This window comes from Pantoea sp. DY-5, from assembly GCF_019795955.1.
GTDB classification, from domain to species: Bacteria; Pseudomonadota; Gammaproteobacteria; order Enterobacterales; family Enterobacteriaceae; genus Pantoea; species Pantoea leporis.
The window spans coordinates 84,967-102,292 of sequence record NZ_JAIMIE010000006.1 but is presented as its reverse complement, the minus strand read 5'-3'; the positions used below and the strand labels follow the sequence as shown (position 1 = coordinate 102,292).

General features: G+C 55.3%; 15 protein-coding genes. 3 read left to right on the top strand and 12 right to left on the bottom strand.

What is annotated here, in order from left to right; translation table 11 throughout:
• Positions 1 to 30 precede the first annotated feature (30 nt).
• The gene (gene yiaK, locus K5Y30_RS19000; protein WP_222212845.1) at positions 31 to 1,047 is read right to left on the bottom strand and encodes a 3-dehydro-L-gulonate 2-dehydrogenase; all 1,017 of its coding nucleotides are present in this window, start codon (positions 1,045 to 1,047) and stop codon (positions 31 to 33) included.
• A complete protein-coding gene (locus tag K5Y30_RS18995; protein ID WP_222183554.1) occupies positions 1,028 to 2,593 on the bottom strand; it encodes an MFS transporter in 1,566 nt (521 codons plus the stop codon). The genes yiaK and K5Y30_RS18995 overlap by 20 nt, the downstream gene beginning before the upstream one ends.
• 289 nt (positions 2,594 to 2,882) lie before the next feature.
• On the opposite strand from K5Y30_RS18995, the gene yahO reads away from it, so the two are divergent.
• Positions 2,883 to 3,152, top strand: coding sequence for a DUF1471 family periplasmic protein YahO (gene yahO, locus K5Y30_RS18990; protein WP_222183556.1), 270 nt, complete (start codon positions 2,883 to 2,885; stop codon positions 3,150 to 3,152).
• A 155-nt stretch (positions 3,153 to 3,307) separates the two neighbouring features.
• Here yahO and K5Y30_RS18985 read toward each other — a convergent pair whose 3' ends face one another.
• From K5Y30_RS18985 to K5Y30_RS18975, 3 genes are all read right to left on the bottom strand, one after another.
• A complete protein-coding gene (locus tag K5Y30_RS18985) occupies positions 3,308 to 4,444 on the bottom strand; it encodes an HlyD family secretion protein (RefSeq protein WP_222183558.1) in 1,137 nt (378 codons plus the stop codon).
• A gap of 3 nt (positions 4,445 to 4,447) precedes the next feature.
• Positions 4,448 to 4,762, bottom strand: coding sequence for a DUF3302 domain-containing protein (locus tag K5Y30_RS18980; protein WP_222212843.1), 315 nt, complete (start codon positions 4,760 to 4,762; stop codon positions 4,448 to 4,450).
• Between the two features lie 473 nt (positions 4,763 to 5,235).
• Entirely contained in the window at positions 5,236 to 6,303 is a 1,068-nt protein-coding gene (locus K5Y30_RS18975) for an SDR family oxidoreductase (protein WP_222212841.1), read from the bottom strand.
• Between the two features lie 100 nt (positions 6,304 to 6,403).
• Here K5Y30_RS18975 and K5Y30_RS18970 point away from each other — a divergent pair, with 100 nt between their 5' ends.
• Entirely contained in the window at positions 6,404 to 7,306 is a 903-nt protein-coding gene (locus tag K5Y30_RS18970; protein WP_222212839.1) for a LysR family transcriptional regulator, read from the top strand.
• 168 nt (positions 7,307 to 7,474) lie between these two features.
• On the opposite strand, the gene K5Y30_RS18965 is transcribed toward K5Y30_RS18970, so the two are convergent.
• The 7 genes from K5Y30_RS18965 to K5Y30_RS18935 form a co-directional block, all read right to left on the bottom strand.
• Positions 7,475 to 8,125, bottom strand: coding sequence for a methionine ABC transporter permease (locus tag K5Y30_RS18965; RefSeq protein WP_061719142.1), 651 nt, complete (start codon positions 8,123 to 8,125; stop codon positions 7,475 to 7,477).
• Positions 8,109 to 9,209, bottom strand: a complete 1,101-nt coding sequence (locus K5Y30_RS18960) for a methionine ABC transporter ATP-binding protein (RefSeq protein WP_222212838.1) — start codon at positions 9,207 to 9,209, stop codon at positions 8,109 to 8,111. The genes K5Y30_RS18965 and K5Y30_RS18960 overlap by 17 nt, the downstream gene beginning before the upstream one ends.
• A gap of 2 nt (positions 9,210 to 9,211) precedes the next feature.
• Positions 9,212 to 10,018 (bottom strand): MetQ/NlpA family ABC transporter substrate-binding protein, encoded by an 807-nt coding sequence (locus tag K5Y30_RS18955; protein WP_222212837.1) that lies wholly within the window; start codon positions 10,016 to 10,018, stop codon positions 9,212 to 9,214.
• 20 nt (positions 10,019 to 10,038) lie between these two features.
• On the bottom strand, positions 10,039 to 11,400 hold the full coding sequence (locus K5Y30_RS18950; RefSeq protein ID WP_222212834.1) for an LLM class flavin-dependent oxidoreductase: 1,362 nt from the start codon (positions 11,398 to 11,400) through the stop codon (positions 10,039 to 10,041).
• A complete protein-coding gene (locus K5Y30_RS18945; RefSeq protein WP_222212832.1) occupies positions 11,397 to 12,599 on the bottom strand; it encodes an SfnB family sulfur acquisition oxidoreductase in 1,203 nt (400 codons plus the stop codon). Before K5Y30_RS18945 ends, K5Y30_RS18950 begins: the two co-directional genes overlap by 4 nt.
• A 9-nt stretch (positions 12,600 to 12,608) precedes the next feature.
• Positions 12,609 to 13,814, bottom strand: coding sequence for an SfnB family sulfur acquisition oxidoreductase (locus tag K5Y30_RS18940; RefSeq protein ID WP_222212830.1), 1,206 nt, complete (start codon positions 13,812 to 13,814; stop codon positions 12,609 to 12,611).
• Between the two features lie 360 nt (positions 13,815 to 14,174).
• Positions 14,175 to 15,599, bottom strand: a complete 1,425-nt coding sequence (locus tag K5Y30_RS18935; protein WP_222212828.1) for a hypothetical protein — start codon at positions 15,597 to 15,599, stop codon at positions 14,175 to 14,177.
• A 253-nt stretch (positions 15,600 to 15,852) separates the two neighbouring features.
• Here K5Y30_RS18935 and K5Y30_RS18930 point away from each other — a divergent pair, with 253 nt between their 5' ends.
• Entirely contained in the window at positions 15,853 to 17,247 is a 1,395-nt protein-coding gene (locus K5Y30_RS18930; RefSeq protein ID WP_222183576.1) for an amidase, read from the top strand.
• The last annotated feature ends 79 nt before the right edge of the window (positions 17,248 to 17,326 follow it).

Sequence of the window (17,326 nt, the reverse complement as noted above, 5' to 3'; positions counted from 1 at the left end):
AAACGGAGGATTTAAAATCCCCCGTTTTAATCATCGCACCGCCAGCTGCTGGACGTCCTGCCAAACCCCATCATCAACCGGAATCCCTTCAACACGATTACGCTCACGTGTCGCGCGTTGACGCTGCCCCGGCCAGGTGACGTGATTGAATCCCTCCGCAACTTCAGACCCATTCACATACTGCTGAATAGTCTCAGCCAGTTGTTCGCTGAAATCTCTGCCGCTGAGTTGCGCCGGGTCGAAGACCAAAAAGATCTGGCTGGCTCCGGTGCAACTGCCTTGCTGGATAGTGTCAATTTCGGCGGTACAACTTCCGCCTGAAAGTAGAGCGGCCATCGCATCCAGCAAAATTGCCAGACCGGATCCTTTCCAGTAGCCCGTTGGCAAAATACGCATTGATTGCTCAATAGGCGCAGGATCGCTGGTCAAGTTTCCCTGCTGATCAAATCCGCCAGGATACGGCAGTTGTTCCCCCTTCAAACGCGTCACCTGCAGCTTGCCATACGAATATTGCGACATCGCCATATCCAGTACCAGCGGCCCTTCTTTCCCGGGTACCGCCATCACAAACGGATTATTGCCGAGTCGGGTATTTTTACCGCCCCACGCAGGCATGCAAGATTCGGTGTTGGTCCAGCAAATTGCGGCCATTCCCTGTTCTGCCGCACGCCATCCATAGGTGCCACCCCGCATCCAATGCGTCGTATTACGCATCGCTACCAGCCCCATGCCATGTTCGCGCGCTAACTCAGTCGCGCGGTCAACGGCCATAATGGCATTGGTAATGCCCGGCCCGCGCTGCCCATCCCACACTTCCATCACGGCCATACTCTTGACGCGTTCCGGTACGGCGTTGGCATCAACCCAACCTTTCTTTAAATAATCGACGAAGCGGGCGACCCGGTTCAGGCCATGCGATGGAATGCCGTCACAGCTGGTTTCGGTATGAATTCGCGCGCACAACGCCGCTTGTTTCGCCCCTAGCCCGGCGTTTAATAACGCCTGCTCAATCGTAGACTGCATAGTTTCAAAGGTGATGCGTGTCATGTTGCTGGTTTCCTTTAACAGTAAGGTTTTCTGCGCGTGGATCGATGCGCTTCATAATGTCGTTTTTTCCCCATAAACTGGCCCACGGCCAGCCGGTCAGTCTTTCTGCGACCGCGCGCGTCTCTGCGCAAGCTTCGGCGGGATTTCCGCCCGCATGGCGGCGCTGAATCTCAGCAATCAGCAGCGCGTGATTGTGACGGTTCAAACTAAAACCACGGGCGCTTAAGAGTCCGACAGTCAGGAAAATTAGCGCACCAATGCCGAATACCAGCGCGATGCCGTGAATGGCTTCGGGAGGCTGACTTACTGCGCCTTTACCCGCAAAACCATAGGATTGCAGTACCACTCCGACGATAAATAGCGCTACCGCCTGCACAGCTTTGCGCACGAACGTCATCACGCCAGCAAAGATGCCTTCACGACGCTGACCGGTCAGCATTTCATCGACGTCCGGAATAAAGCTGTAGATATTCCAGCACACGTATTGGGTACCTGAACGCCCCATTCCCATCACAATCGCTGCGCCCCAAACCATCCACATCTCCGCGCTAATGCCAAACGCATAGAAGCTGATGAACAGCGCCACGCTGATGAGCATCAGGTATTGCGCCAGCTTGTAAGCCGCGCCATTACCAATGTGAATACAGAAAGGGATCCAGGCGGCGATGCAGAAGAATTGCACCACCGACATAAAGGTCATGCTGTTGGCGGCATCAATGGCGCTGTGGCCCAGAACAAAAATGATGTAATACGCCAACACGGCGCCAAGCACATCAAGCGCCACATAAGCCCCGAGATACATACCAACGTGCTGACGGAAGGTGCGCACCTGGAAGGTTGAGATCAGTGAGCGGAACAGCGCTTTCATGTCACGTTTGAACTCAACCGGCGCGGGCTTCTCGGTGATCTCGATGGCGCGTTCCCAGGTAAAGAAGTAGAGCCCAAAAATTACGATGGCGAACAGCGTGGCAAAGATAACTGCCATATACAGGAACGAGGAGGAGGCGTTATCACCCAGCACGGCAATAATTGCGCCCGGTAGCCAGGCAGCAAGAATGCCGGCTCCCATTGAGAAGAACATGCGCACGCCAGTCAGACGTGAGCGCACGTGGAAATCGTGAGCCATTTCCGCCGCAAGCGTTTCGTAAGGTACGATGACCAGCGTGTAGCAGGCATAAAAAAGGATGTAAGTAGCGAGATAATAGGCGAATCCCATGTCGCTGACCCACATGATGATGTAACTGAAAAACACCAGCGGTGCGCCAATCAGGAAGAAAAAGCCGCGACGACCGAAACGCTGCCCAAGCCGGTTACGCCAGAAGTTATCGGTTACGTAGCCCATCAGAGGATCGAAAAAAGCATCCAGCAAACGCGCAAAAGCAATTACTGCACCTGCTTCTGCCGGGCTTAATCCGCCATAGGTGGTGTAGAAATACATCAGCCACAAGCCAAGAATCGTAAAACTTCCGCCACCAAAAACATCGCCGCCGCCATAGGCCAGCATGTTTCTTAACTTGATGGGTTTCTCTTCCGAACGATTAATCATCAGCAGCACCTTGTCAGGAGTTATGCCATAAGAATTGACCCTTGATTAACTGCCATACAAGAATGTTTCGAATGTTTTGTGAGGGCTGACAAAATTTCAGTGGATCGATTCGACTAAATTGTGACCGGTAAGACGTTTCTGAGATGCTGATGGAAATACAGGGTAACGATGGAATGGATTCAATTTACCAACAAAACTAATCGTAATGACTTGCTTCAGGTTGTAAATATTTCGCTTCTAAACTATACAATAATAGCAACTCAACTTTCTCTCTAACCCAAGGATCAGTATGAAAAAGTTAATTTTAGGCTTAGTCGTAAGCTCTTTATCATTCAGCTCATTTGCGGCGCAACTGATGACCAAGGTCGAGTTTGAAAAAGTAAAAGATCAGTATGTCGAGGTTGGCAATATTTCCACATCAGGCGAAACGGATGCCGCCAGTGCAAAAGAAGAGCTGTCCAAACTGGCAGATGAAAAAGGCGGCGACATCTATATCGTGACGTCCGCGAATACCAATAACAAAATTTATGGTACTGCAATCGTCTACAAGAAAAAGTAATTTCAAAACTGCCTCAGCATGAATATGACTTCTGCTAAGGCAGTCCTTTTCAAATGAAATAATCTTACCTACGCCCTCCGCCAAATCACGTAGGGTCGCCATTCATGGCGACCAATGCAAGCTTGACTAACAAGCATTAAATAATATCTTTTTTATTAATGGTCAAGATAGAGATAATGAACCCAACTGGTCATGCGTAACAATACCTTGCGCATAACTGAAACATGGGAAAAGTGATCAGAATAAACAGCAACCTGCGCAAAAATACCATCCGGCAATGCATCGACTGCCGTATCAGGATTCAATTCAACCACTGCCAGCACGCCATCCGAACCGGGATCAATCGTCAAAGATTGCAAGGTTCCCTGAGCCTGATATGTACCGCCCGACACCACCGGAATAATTCTCAGCAGTTTCGCGCTGAATACTTGCCCCGGTAGCGCATTAAATACCACTTCCGCTTCATCACCGGGCGTTAAACGCAACAATGAATTTTGTCGGAATTGCGCAATAACCTGACGCTTCTGTTCAGGTATAAAAATCATCACCGGCCGCAGTGGTAATGAAGATGCGAAAGAACCGGGACGAATTAATACCTGCGTGACGTATCCATCACTCGGCGCACGAATAATTGTTTGATCAAGGTTATATTGCGCCTCCGCTAACTGAGCTCTGAGGCTGACAATCTGTGATTGCTCGCCGCCGACCATGCTATCCAGCTGGCTTTTTATCTGCCGTTGTTCAGCAACCGATCCTTTTACCAACGCATCCTGTGCGAGATAGTTTTGCCTGGCATCATCAATATCTTGTTCAGAAAAGGGATTTACGCGGGCTTTACTGCCGGAAAGATAACGTTGATAGTTTTTGTATAGCCGGTCTCTTTCCGCACTCACATTTGAGGTATTCGCCAGGGATTCCTCTAATTGCCCACGTAACACCTGAATATTATGGATGGCGGTGACGAGGTCAGCATTTAACCTGTCGACGCGCGCCTTAAACAAGGTTTGATCTAAGCGGAAAAGCATATCCCCTTTCTTAATCCGCATATTTTGTTTGTCAGTGACTTCCGTGACAATTCCGGTCACCTGCGGGGTGACGGGGATGGCGATAACGGCTTTTTGCGCCAGCGACGTATAGGGATGATTATAATTCATTAACAATATCAAGCCGCTGACCAGCACAATACCGCCCAATGCTGCTGTTGGGACTGTCCATTTATTTACCGGTATTCTGAATATTTTGAAAACGGCCCAAGCCAGAGCGACATAGGTCAATATAATCAGTAAGTCCATATGTCACCCCTTCGGAGAATTCTGGTCTGCCATCACCTTTTGTTCCAACGCCGTTATACGTTGTTCCAGGGACGCGTTCCTACCTTCCATTCCCCAGCCCCGATCTGGCCGGTAAAGCGTGGCCCAAATCCATAAGAACGGCCACAGCACGTGCAGTGTGAACAGGCTTACCCAACCCGCAACGTGTATTGCATCTGCGTGCGGATGATTACGTGATTTCGCAATGAGATAAGGGATATCGTGGAGCACAATTATCCCGTAAAAGATGACAAGAAAAACAAACACTAAAACCCCAAGCGCAAAGTAGTTTAGAAACATACCAGCCTCGAATTTAAGATGTGCGTAAGAATCAATATAGACGGCAATATTTTTCCTGAACATTTAATTGGAAAAAATAATTTATTCAGTGCCCATAATAAATAGCAGGCCATGAATTTAATATGTACAAGATGATTTATATTGTACAACTTAAACTGCAAAAGTGAGGTTCGTGACGATAGGAATAAAATCAGTTGAATGAGCATGTTAATGAATAAAAAATCATTGATTACTTATAGGAATTGAAAACTAATCATAGGCAGGATGTGACTTAGGTGATTTATATTTTTACCTCAACGATTTTAACGCAGGTTTTGCGCTCAATGCCTGATTTTATGTATATAGGTGCGCATGAATGCGCACCCTACGAAAAACGCGCCAATCCTTTGTAGGGTCGCCATTCATGGTAACCGTTTTACACTTAGCTGCCGTGCATTTGGCCCGGCAAGTCGCCCTTTACTATCAACAGGACGTTACTGCGGAATCACCTTCTCCGCTTTCAAACGATCAAACAGCTGAGTAAATGAATCCAGTGTTGAACGATAACCGGTGAAGCCCGCTTTGCGGCTCTTGCTCATGTCGGTAAACGCTTCCATCGGACGTCCCAAATCTGCGTCGGTGTGCCACCATGATGCCAGTTTAGTGATATCGGCCTCACGCAACTGATAACGCGCCGCCACCTCGCGCCACGCTTCAGCGGCATCCTGCATGCGCCCTTCCAGCGGCATCATCTGCGCCGGATACGTTGCCGCTTCCACGCCAAAATAGTCCGCCAGACGTGGCCACAACCAGTTCCAGCGGAACACATCGCCGTTCACCGCGTTGAAGTCCTGATTGGCCGCCTCTGCCGCAGTCGCGGCCCATAGCAGCTGTTCAGCCAGTAAGCCGGCATCGGTGACATCGGACACACCATTCCACTGCTCAGGCGATCCTGGGAAAATAAACGGCAAACCTTGCTCGCGGCACAGCGTGGCATACACCGCCAGCGTCTGGCCCATATTCATCGCGTTACCCAGTGCAAATCCAACGATCGAGTGCGGACGATGCACGCTCCAGCGATAGCCATATTTTTCCGCACCGGCAAACACTTCGTCTTCCTGCGCGTAATAGAAGTTATCGACCGGCTGGCGTCCCTGCTCTTCGCGGAATGGCGTCACTGGCACTGCGCCTTTACCATAGGCTTCGAACGGGCCGAGGTAATGCTTCAGGCCGGTCACCAGCGCCACATGCGATCCATTCAGACGCTCGCCCAGCGCTTCGATGACGTTACGCACCATGCCGCCATTAACGCGGATGTTCTCTTTCTCATTTTCCTGACGCGACCAGACGCTAAAGAACAGCGCATCCGGCTGCTCTTCCGCCAGTGCAGTACGCACTGCGTCGGCATCCGTTAGATCGGCGGTCAAGCTGCGGCAACATTCAGGAATCGCGCCACGTCCGCGCGACAAACCGCTGACCTGCCAACCTTCGCGCTGCAATTTTTCCGCCAGCGCACGTCCAATCACACCGCTGATGCCTACAATCAATGCCTGCTTTTGCATTTCAATTCTCCTCGGTTTCAGTAATGATGAGTTTAATAGAGAATTTAATTCCTATCATTGGCATTAATTCACAGCATTCATAACCTGAGTTCACGAATCCATGCACGATCAGCGCCTGAAAGATATCGTTCCTTTTGTTGCCAGCGTCGAGGGCGGCAGCTTTGCCGCCGCCGCTGAGCGCCTGCATCTCACGGGTTCGGCGGTGAGCAAAAGCGTGACGCGGCTGGAAACCCGCCTGGGTTCGCGCCTGCTGGAGCGCACCACCCGCAGCCTGAAACTCACCGACGCCGGAAACGCCTATTACCAAACCTGTTTACGCATCATGGAGGAGCTGGCAGAAGCCGAAGCGGTGCTGGCGGCGCAGCGCACCATTCCTTCCGGCCGCTTACGCCTGGCGGTGCCGAACACCTATGGACGCCTCGGCGTGATGCCGCTGCTGATTCCGTTTTGCCACCAGCATCCGGATGTGGAGCTCAATCTGACTTTTTCAGATCGCTTTATCGATCTGTTTGATGAAGGGATTGATGTTGCGGTGCGCATTGGTGGATCGCCGGATCTGCCCGCCTCGCTGGGTTGTCGTCAGATGGGCCGCGAACGCATGGTGTTTTGCGCATCGCCCGATTATCTGGCGCGCGTGGGTCGGCCCACCAGCGAAGCCGAATTGTTGCAGCATCAGGCGATCATGTATGAACGCGTTGATGGCAGCACCAAACCGTGGCTGTTCACCACAGAAGATGGCTATCCGCACTGGCGTAACCTGCCGCACCGCATGGCGCTGGGTGATGTGGATGCACAGATGCAGGCGCTGTGTGCCGGATTAGGCGTTGCGCAGATGCCATCGTGGCTGGTGCGTGAACCGCTGGCGCGCGGCGAGCTGGAGATCATTCTACCCGAGCAGCAGCCGGACGGCCTGGCCTTAACGCTGATCTGGCCGTGCCGCAAGCAGCTGCTACCCAAAGTGGATGCGCTACTGGCGGCGTTAGAAGGATTACAGATCCGGTAAATCGCGGCCATGTAAACGGTGCGCATAAATGCGCACCCTACGAAAATGCGCCGTAGTGTCGCCATTTATGGCGACCTGGCCAAAACCGCACCCAACGGTAACAGCACCGTCGTGCGCATCAACGTGCCGTAGGGTCGCCATTCATGGCGACCTCGCCAAACCCCGCACCTAACGGTGATTCAACCGGCGCGACAACCTGTCGCCAAAAAACTGCAGCACCGTCACCAGCGCCACCAGCACCACAATCACCGTCAGCATCACCTGCATATCAAAACGCTGGTAACCATAACGATACGCCAAATCGCCCAAACCACCGGCGCCAATTGCACCGGCCATCGCCGAGGCGTTAATCATCGTCACCAGCGTAATGGTAAACCCGCTCACAATGCCAGGCCGCGCTTCGGGCAATAAGACATGCCAGATAATGTGCCAGCGATGAAAACCCATCGCCTGCGCCGCTTCGGTCAGCCCTTTATCCACTTCGCGCAGGCTCACTTCAGCGATACGCGCAAAGAACGGCGTCGCCGCCAGCGTCAGCGGCACCACCGCCGCCCACACGCCGTAGGTGGTGCCGACGATCCAGCGGGTAAAGGGAATCAGCGCCACCATCAGAATCAAAAACGGGATCGAGCGGAATAGGTTCACCACCCAGCCCAGCACGCGATTCAGCAGCGGGCTGGGAAACAGATCGCCGCGTCCGGTTACCACCAGAATCACCGCCATCGGCAAACCCAGCGCCAGCGCCAGCAGCGACGACACGCCCACCATCAGCAGCGTATCCAGCAGCCCAATCCATAAACGATCAATAGCCAGTGACATAGCCCGGAATCTCCAGTTGGTCCGCAATAGGGGTTAACCGGGTCCGCGCGGCATCAGCGTCGTGCTGCGCATCAAGCAGCAGCAACATTTGCCCGGTCGGTTTGCTGTCCACCCACTCCACCGCGCTATAAATTAACGTCAGTTCCCCGCCAACCCGGGCGCTTAGCGCCGCCAAATCCGGCTGTGCGCCCTGTCCGGTGTAGCGCAACCGCACCAGCAGACGCGAATCGCCACGCTCGCGCGTTGGCGTCAGCAGCGGTTGAATCGCTTCCGGCAGCGCGCTGAACTGTGGATTGAGCAGCTGTCGCGTGGTCTCTTGCTGCGGATCGCTATATACCTGCCACACCGGTCCGCGCTCAATGATTTCGCCCTGATCGATCACCGCCACCTGATGGCAGAGATCGTGCACCACGTCCATTTCATGGGTAATCAGCACGATGGTGATGTGACGTTGCTGATTAATCTTCTTCAGCAGCGCCAGAATCGAGCGCGTGGTTTCCGGATCGAGCGCCGAGGTGGCTTCATCACATAGCAGCAGTTCCGGATCGTGCACCAGCGCGCGCGCAATGCCGACGCGCTGCTTCTGCCCGCCGGACAATTGCGCCGGCCACGCGTGCTGGCGCTGCTCAAGGCCCACCAGCGCCAGCAGTTCATCCACTTTGCCCCGCCGCTCCGCCGCAGGTACGCCCGCCACTTTCATCGGCAGCTCGATGTTTTCGCGCACCGTTTTCGCCGACAGCAAATTGAAATGCTGGAAAATCATGCCGGTACCGCGTCGCCAATCCACCAGCTGACGATCGCTCAGCGTGCCGAGGTCAATCCCGTCAATCACCACCTGACCGCGCGTAGGATTTTCCAGCCGATTGAGGCAGCGGATCAGGGTTGATTTACCCGCCCCGCTGCGGCCAATGATGCCGAAAATCTCGCCGCGCTTAACCTGCAGATCGACCTCTTTCAGCGCATCCTGGGTTTGGCCGGGATAGCGTTTACTCAAGCCACGAATCTGCACGTGGATTTTCCCTGCCGTCTCGGCCGTCGGTGACAGCAACGCATCTCGCTCGCCGGGTAGCGTCAGGCTCACCATGCTTACTGGCTCCAGCCTGGCTGATACAGCTTGCCGTAGAAATCATCGAGTTTGGCGCGCACCACCGGCGAATGCTGATAGATATCAACGAACTTCGCCAGGCGCGGATCGTTCTGATGACCGTCGCGGATCACGAACTGAATTACGTATTCCGGATGTTCCAGGCCATCAAACAGCAGCGCGTTGTTTGGGTCGATGGTTTTCGACAGGCGCAGATAGTGCGGATAACCCTGCGCTAAATCGACTTCATCCAGCGAACGCGACAGCTGCACCGCTTCCACTTCGATAATCTTCAGATGCTTCGGATTAGTGACGATATCATCCACGGTAGATTTGAGGCCCGCGCCCGGTTTTAAGGTAATCAGCCTGGCTTTTTGCAGCAGCAACAAGCCGCGCGCGCCGTTGATCGGATCGTTGGCAATTGCCACCGTGCCGCCATCGGGAATCTGGTCAATCGCGGTATGTTTTTTCGAATAGAGGCCGATGTTGTTGATGATCGCTGGCGCGAACGGCACCAGATGGAATCCGCCCTGCTGATTGGCATTCTCAAGGAACGGTTTGTGCTGGAACAGGTTCACATCGATATCACCGTTTTCCACGCTGACGTTCGGCGCGGTCCAGTCGGTGAACTCCACCAGCTCAACGTTCAAACCCTGTTTTTTCGCCTCAGCCACCGCGGTTTCCAGCGGCGGCGCAAAGGCTGCTGTAGTACCGACTTTCAGCGGCCCGCTGTAGTTTTCGGCGGCGACGGCGCTAAACGCCAGCAGTGCGACGCTGGCAGCCAGCGCAAAATGACGTGCAATGTTCATATCAGATCCCTGAGGTTAAATTAACGAAGGTTAACGCCGTCGCGCCAGCGCGCCGCCGGATGGCGATCGGGCAAACGGTCCTGCTGTTGAAAAATTTTCTGCCGCAATGAACCGGGCTGATACGCGGTCTTGAAGCGGCCGCGCTGCTGTAATTCCGGCACCACCAGATCGATAAAATCGCGGTAGCTCTGCGGATTAAGGATGCGCGTCAGGTTAAAGCCGTCGATATCGCCTTCATCGATCCACTTAATCAACGCATCCGCGACCTGGCTCGGATTGCCGACGATCAGCGGATAGCGGCTGCCCATCGCGTGCTGCTCCAGCAAACGACGCCGCGTCCAGCCGCTGAAGGCTTTGCTTACCGATTCTATGGCGCGCGTGTCGCCGGTCTGAATCGGCTCATCGAGTTCGAATGCCGCCAGATCGAGGCCAATCGAGCTGGAGAAGTGCGCGATGCCGGCTTCCGGGCTGGCGTAGGCGAGGTAGCTTTGATGCTTCTCCTGCGCTTCACGTTCGGTAGGCGCGACAATCACGCTGACGCCCATAAAGATGCGCAGATCGTCAGGGTGGCGTCCAGCCTTCACCGCCGCCTGGCGTAAGCGCGTCGATTGCTCGCGCATCGCTGACGGTGACGCGGCATTCACAAAGCTGCACTCGGCGTGACGTCCGGCGAACTGCACGCCACGCGCCGAGGAACCGGCCTGGAACAGCAGCGGCGTGCGCTGCGGCGACGGGCTGCTCAGGTGATAACCCTGCACCTGATAGAACTCGCCCTGATGATTGATTTGGTGGATTTTATTGGCATCGGCGTAGCGACGATTGGCTTTATCCTGCAGCAACGCATCATCCTGCCAGCTGCCTTCCCACAGCTTGTAGGTGACATCGAGAAACTCATCGGCCTGATCGTAGCGGCGATCGTGCGCCAGCAGCTGTTGCTGGCCCATGGCACGCGCGGCGCTATCAAGATAACCGGTGACGATGTTCCAGCCGATGCGCCCTTTGGTCAGGTGATCGAGCGTAGAAAGGCGGCGCGCGAACGGATACGGCGCTTCATAACTCAGGTTGGCGGTGACGCCAAAACCCAGATGCTGCGTAACGCTGGCCATGCCGGAAATCAGCATCAGCGGATCGTTCACCGGTAGCTGAATCGACTCTTTGGCGGTCAGACCAATGCCTTGTTGATAGACGTCATATACACCGAGAATATCGGCGATAAACAGCCCATCAAACAGCCCGCGCTCCAGCAAACGCGCCAGATCCAGCCAGTAATCCAGTGAGTTGAAATCCACCGAACGATCCTGCGGATGCGTCCACATACCGTGATGAATGTGCCCAACGCAGTTCATATTGAAGGCGTTGAGCAGAATCTGTTTGTGGCTCATATCGTCCCCCGACGCGGCGGCAACACGCCATTCAGCAGGTAGTTGCCGATGGCCGGATATTTCCAGCGCACCGGATCGTGCAAGGTGTGGGTACGCGCATTGCGCCAGTGGCGGTCAAAGTTATGCTCGCGCAGGCTGGATCGCGATCCGCCAAGTTCAAACAGCAGATTGCTGGCCTCCAGTGACACGTCCGTGGTCCAGGCGCGCGCTTTTGCGACTTCCACCGACGCCAGCGCCACGTTTTCGGCGCTGGGATCTCGCTGCGCTACGTCAACAGCATCACCCGCAATTGCCAGCAGCGCATCGCCGGCGCTCAAACGTGCGGCCAGACGACCGGTGCGATCGAGCGTCAGCGGATCGTCGCTGGCACGATCCACGCCGCTGTCCGGCCACGGCCGCGCGCGCTGACGCAGGAAATCGAGCATGTCGTCAAACGCCGCCCGCGCGATGCCCTGATCGATAGCGGCATGCATAATCTGCGCAAATGGCCCAACGGTGCTCGGACGCTCAAACGCCGTCTGGAACGGCACTACATCTTCCGGCGCAATGGCTACGTCGCGGAACTGCACGCTGCCGCTGCCGGTGGTGCGTTGACCGAAGCCGCTCCAGTCATCAATCACTTTGACGCCGTGCTGATGCCGCGGCACAAACACCAGCTGCTCTTTGCCGTCATCGGCAATCGCCAGCGTCGGAATACGGTCGGCATACAGCGCGCCGGTGCAGTAAAACTTGTTGCCGTTGAGGCGTAATCCATCCGCCTGCTGCGAAACCGCCGTAGAACGTTGATGCGCGGCAGGCGAACTGAATTCCGCCAGCGCGTTGCCGTGATGCACGCCCGCCAGCACTTCGGCGTAGAGCCGCTGTTTCTGCGCCTCGCTGCCGTTGATGCGCAACACTTCCAGCGCATAAAAATGGTTCTGCGGCACCTGACCAATCGAACCGTCGGCGGCGCTCAAAAGCACGAAAATTGCTGCCAGTTCGGCGGTAGAAATCTCAATGCCGCCAAAGTCACGCGGCACGGTGATGGCGCCGAGTCCGGATTGAAACAGCTGCTGCAACTCGGTGTGCGGCAGTTCACGTTCGCGGTCGCGCTGGGCAGAACCAGCACGAAAACGTTCCGCCAGCTCCTGCGCGACCTGCAACGCCTGCTGGGCATTATTAATGCGCGTCGCGCGCTGTTTAGGTGATACCTGCGTCATGGTTGCTCCTTAAATCCACGCATGACGCGCAGGCAGCGCATCATTGAGGTAATAGTTGCCGATGGCATGAGTTTTCCAGCGCACCGGATCGTGCAGCGTGTGGGTGCGCGCATTGCGCCAGTGACGATCGAGTCCGTGGCGCAGCAAGGTGCCGCGACTGCCGCCCCATTCCAGCAGCTTCTCACTGGCACGCAGCGCCACTTCGGTGGTCAGCACTTTGGCTTCCGCTACCGCAATCGATACGCGTGCGCAGTTTTCGGCGGTCAGCGCCTGTTGATCGATGCTATCGAGTACCCGGGCAGCACGAGCCAGCAGCGCGTTGGCGGCGCTCAGTTCGGTGCTGATGCGGCCCACGTCGGCGAGGATGTAGGGATCGTCAGCATTGCGGCTGACATTGGCATCCACCCAGGGTCGCGAGCTGCTGCGCACAAATTCCAGCGCCTCATCCAGCGCGCCTTGCGCAATGCCCGCATCAATCGCCGCCTGAATCAGCTGGGAAACTGCGCCGCGCAGCGTCGGTTTTTCAGCTGCGGGCAACGACATTAATAACGCCGGATCAACCACAACCTGATGCAACTTCACCGTGCCGCTGGCGGTAGTGCGCTGACCGATACCGGACCAGTCATCCGCAATTTCCACGCCCGGCGTCGGCAGCGGAATAAAGGCCATTTTTGGCTGCTGATCGTGCATCGCCGTGGTGACCAGAATGTCGGCGAACAGCGCGCCGGTAGAGTAGAATTTCTCACCGGTGAGCTCTACGCCCTGTGACGTTGTCACTAGCTGCGCCTGTACGTCTCGCGTATGTTTGGTGTTTTTCTCCGGTCCGCCGTTGCCCAGACGTTTGCCCTGCACCACCGCGCTCAGCAGCCGCTGCTGTTGCGCGGCAGAACCTTCACCGAGGATGAACTGGATCAGACCAAAGTGGTTTTGCGGGATTTGCCCCAGCGACGGATCGCTGGCGGAGATCAGCCGAAACACTTCGGCCATGGTTTGGTACGACAACCCTGCGCCGCCAAATTCGCGCGGCACGCTGATGCTGCCAAGTCCTAATGCGGTGAACTGGTTGAGCAGCGCGATGGGGTAAATACGTTGTTGATCGCGCTCGACTGCGCCGCCTTTCGCCTGTTCGGCCAAATGGTTTGCGGCGGCGATGGCTTCTTCATCGCTGTTTAATACCGCCGCGCGGTTAATAATCTCGTCACTGTTTTGTGTCATAGCTGATTTCACTTTTACTGCACAGCGAATAGTAAGCCTGCACTGAAAAACTCAGCAGGCCGTGGAATTAATAACGGATTGAAAGCGATGATAATCAGCGGGGTTAAAGCAAGTAAATAGCGCGGTTATGCTATATCCGGCAATGCGTTGCCATTATTAAGCTATGGATTTATTTAAGCACAACAACAGGCTAGCGGCGGCGCTGCGGAGAATTAACGAGTATAAAAAATCGGCGAGTTATTCTTAAGATCAAATAACGCAATTGAATTTTAAATAATGCATATAACGTAGGGTCGCCATTAATGGCGACCTTGTGGAACTGTGCGGGATTTTATAAGGTCGCCATTAATGGCGACCCTACTATATTTGTGTATCAAATTGCGCGGCAGCGAAACTGCGGGTGGATTCGCTTATCGCACTATGCGGAATCTGCACGCTATCGATCAACTTCGCCAACTGATAGGTTTTCACCGTCTCATTTTGCGTTAGCTGCTGCGCATAATTCGCGGTCAAATCCCCTTTCTTATTCTGCGTCACCGAGGTCTGGCTGCGCTCTTCATCATCGATCAGATGATACTTATAGTTTTGCGACGACTTCTGTTCGGTCAGCTTCGCCGCTGAGACAGAATCCAGCGCGGTGTGGAAGCTGGCCTTGAGTTTAAACAGCGTTTGCTGGGTCAAATCCTGGCTATCACCATGCGTTTGCGTAGCGGTTTTTTGCGCCACGTTCAGGGAGAAGGTGTCTTGCTCTTCCGGCTTATACGGATTACCGGAAACCGGCGTCTGCTGATAGCTCGCCGAGAAGTCCGCCAGTCCGCTGATTGCGCCGTTCTTCGCCGCATTGGCATCAATCGACTTCACACGCTGCGTATTGATGCTTTCAGCCGCTTTGCCTTCGGTGGTATTCAGCGCGCGGAAGCTATCTTTAAACAGCGTCAGCATATCGCTATCGCCGTGACCGCGCGAAGCGGCCTGATCAAATTTGCTGCTCAACTGATCCAGCGCCGCCGCCTGCTGTGCCGCGCTGCCCGCCTGCGTCAGTTTCGAAACATCGGTATCGAGTTTGATGCTGACATCGCCGTTGTGGAAGCCAAGCCAGCGCTCCTGATCGTCGGCATGCAAGTTCAGCGACTGCGTGACGTCATTGCCATTACGCAGATCGGTCTTCAAATCGACGCTTTTCAACACGGAACTGTCGAACTTCATCAGATCGCTGATATCGAGTTTGGTGGTGCTGCCATCCAGGCCATCCAGCGCCTTCTGCAAACCGGCGGATAGCTGACCCATCGCCGCCGCTTCATCGTTACTCAGTTGGCCACCGCTGGTTTTCAGCTCCACCACCATGCCGCCTTGCTGACGCGTCATCTGCAAACTCACCTGCACGCCAGATTGGGTAGTGATGGTCAACGCCAGCGCACTTTGGCTGATGCTCTGCGCACCGTTCAGCGCTTCAGTTGCTGGCACGCTTAGGGTCACGTCGCCACGATTGCTGGCCAGATTATTCAATAAGGTGCTGCCGAGACCGTTCATGCCAACGCCGCTGGCATGCGCGGCACCGTTGAGCTGCGCTTGCAGGCTGCTGGTGACATCGACGGAACTCTTGACCTGCGCGGGCTCTATTTTATAGATTGCAGCGATGGCGTCACTCGCCTCGCTGAAGGTGACTTTGGTCGACGCTTCCGCCGTAAGGGCGTTTTGCGCGGATTTGTTGTTCACCGCCGGCGTCACCACCGCATTCGATGCGATTAAATTTCTCAGTACGCTGCTGCCAATCCCATTTAGCATGAAAATAATCCTCGTTGTGTACTATTCCTGAGAGTTATCGGCGTATTAACGAGCAGCTTTAGTCACCTTTACATTATTCGGTCGCCATAATTGGCAACCCTACTGTAGGGTCGCCATTAATGGCGACCTTCTCAAAACAACATCCCAACCTGGCATTCCAGACATACCATCTGTCCGCCTAAACACAGCCGCACTTCGCGCAGTGACTTAGGTTATTCATCAACACGTCTCTCACTCACGAGGTAAGGTCACGATGGATAACCTGCATTACAAAAGTTTGCTGGAAATTGGCCGCTTGATTCAGTCGGGCGAAATCTCTTCGGTAGAGGTCACGCAAACCCTGCTGACGCGCATCGATACGCTCGATCGCGACTTACACAGCTACTTCTACGTGATGCGCGACAGCGCGCTGCAACAGGCGGCCGAAGCCGATGCCGAAATAGCTCAGGGCAAAATGCGCGGTCCGCTGCACGGCGTGCCGATCGCGCTCAAAGATCTGATCTGGACCAAAGATGCGCCCACCAGCCACGGCATGATCATCCACAAAGATCGTTACCCATCAGAAGACTCCACTGTGGTGGAGCGCTTCCGCGCGGCGGGTGCGGTGATTCTTGGCAAACTGACGCAAACCGAAAGCGCCTTCGCCGATCACCATCCCGATATCACCCGGCCAAATAATCCGTGGGGCAGCGCGCTGTGGACCGGCGTCTCCTCCAGCGGATCCGGCGTCGCCACCGCCGCAGGTTTATGCTTCGGCTCAATTGGCACCGATACCGGCGGCTCGATTCGTTTTCCCTCCAATGCCAACGGCCTGACCGGCATTAAACCGACGTGGAGCCGCGTCACGCGTCACGGTGCCTGCGAACTGGCGGCATCACTGGATCATATCGGCCCGATGGCGCGCAACGCCGCCGATGCCGCCGCCATGTTGCAGGCGATTGCTGGTCGCGATGACAAAGATCCCACCTCCAGTAGCGAGCCGGTGCCGGATTATCTGGCGCTGATGACGCGCGGCATCAGCAAGATGCGCATCGGTGTTGATAAAAGCTGGGCGCTGGAGAAAGTCGACGAGGAGACACGCGCTGCGCTGCAATCAGCGATCGCCACCTTGAGTTCGCTCGGCGCGACGCTGGTAGATATCACCTTACCCGATACCGAAAAAGCCGCCGCCGAGTGGAGCGCACTCTGCGCCGTGGAAACCGCGCTGGCGCATCAAGACACTTATCCGGCGCAGAAAGATCACTACGGTCCGGGCCTCGCTGGTCTGCTGGATCTCGGTCACAGCGTCACCGCGCTGGAGTATCAACGTTTGCTACTCAGCCGTGCGGCGCTGCGCGGCGATATCTCCGCGCTCTTTACTCAGGTTGATCTGATTCTGGCACCGGCTACCGCGTATGCCGGATTAACCTGGGACACCATGACCCGTTTTGGTACCGATCAGGCACTGTTTAACGGCGTGCTGCGCTATACCAGTGCATTCGATGCCAGCGGACATCCCACCATCACCTTGCCGTGCGGCAAAACCGCAGGCGGCGCGCCGATTGGCTTCCAACTGGTGGCAGCACATTTCGCCGAAACCACCATGATTCAGGGCGCGTGGGCCTTCCAGCAGGTCACCGACTGGCATAATCAGCATCCTGCGTTGTAAATCTGCGTTGTTTGCCGCCCCGATAGCTTCGGGGCGGTCATTTCACCCGCTCATGGCCTGAAACTTGCTTCAACTTCCT

Excerpts from the sequence above, each read along its gene's own strand:
- yiaK (WP_222212845.1), bottom strand. The coding sequence starts at position 1,047 with ATGACACGCATCACCTTTGAAACTATGCAGTCTACGATTGAGCAGGCG.
- K5Y30_RS18995 (WP_222183554.1), bottom strand. The coding sequence starts at position 2,593 with ATGATTAATCGTTCGGAAGAGAAACCCATCAAGTTAAGAAACATGCTG.
- yahO (WP_222183556.1), top strand. The coding sequence starts at position 2,883 with ATGAAAAAGTTAATTTTAGGCTTAGTCGTAAGCTCTTTATCATTCAGC.
- K5Y30_RS18985 (WP_222183558.1), bottom strand. The coding sequence starts at position 4,444 with ATGGACTTACTGATTATATTGACCTATGTCGCTCTGGCTTGGGCCGTT.
- K5Y30_RS18980 (WP_222212843.1), bottom strand. The coding sequence starts at position 4,762 with ATGTTTCTAAACTACTTTGCGCTTGGGGTTTTAGTGTTTGTTTTTCTT.
- K5Y30_RS18975 (WP_222212841.1), bottom strand. The coding sequence starts at position 6,303 with ATGCAAAAGCAGGCATTGATTGTAGGCATCAGCGGTGTGATTGGACGT.
- K5Y30_RS18970 (WP_222212839.1), top strand. The coding sequence starts at position 6,404 with ATGCACGATCAGCGCCTGAAAGATATCGTTCCTTTTGTTGCCAGCGTC.
- K5Y30_RS18965 (WP_061719142.1), bottom strand. The coding sequence starts at position 8,125 with ATGTCACTGGCTATTGATCGTTTATGGATTGGGCTGCTGGATACGCTG.
- K5Y30_RS18960 (WP_222212838.1), bottom strand. The coding sequence starts at position 9,209 with ATGGTGAGCCTGACGCTACCCGGCGAGCGAGATGCGTTGCTGTCACCG.
- K5Y30_RS18955 (WP_222212837.1), bottom strand. The coding sequence starts at position 10,018 with ATGAACATTGCACGTCATTTTGCGCTGGCTGCCAGCGTCGCACTGCTG.
- K5Y30_RS18950 (WP_222212834.1), bottom strand. The coding sequence starts at position 11,400 with ATGAGCCACAAACAGATTCTGCTCAACGCCTTCAATATGAACTGCGTT.
- K5Y30_RS18945 (WP_222212832.1), bottom strand. The coding sequence starts at position 12,599 with ATGACGCAGGTATCACCTAAACAGCGCGCGACGCGCATTAATAATGCC.
- K5Y30_RS18940 (WP_222212830.1), bottom strand. The coding sequence starts at position 13,814 with ATGACACAAAACAGTGACGAGATTATTAACCGCGCGGCGGTATTAAAC.
- K5Y30_RS18935 (WP_222212828.1), bottom strand. The coding sequence starts at position 15,599 with ATGCTAAATGGGATTGGCAGCAGCGTACTGAGAAATTTAATCGCATCG.
- K5Y30_RS18930 (WP_222183576.1), top strand. The coding sequence starts at position 15,853 with ATGGATAACCTGCATTACAAAAGTTTGCTGGAAATTGGCCGCTTGATT.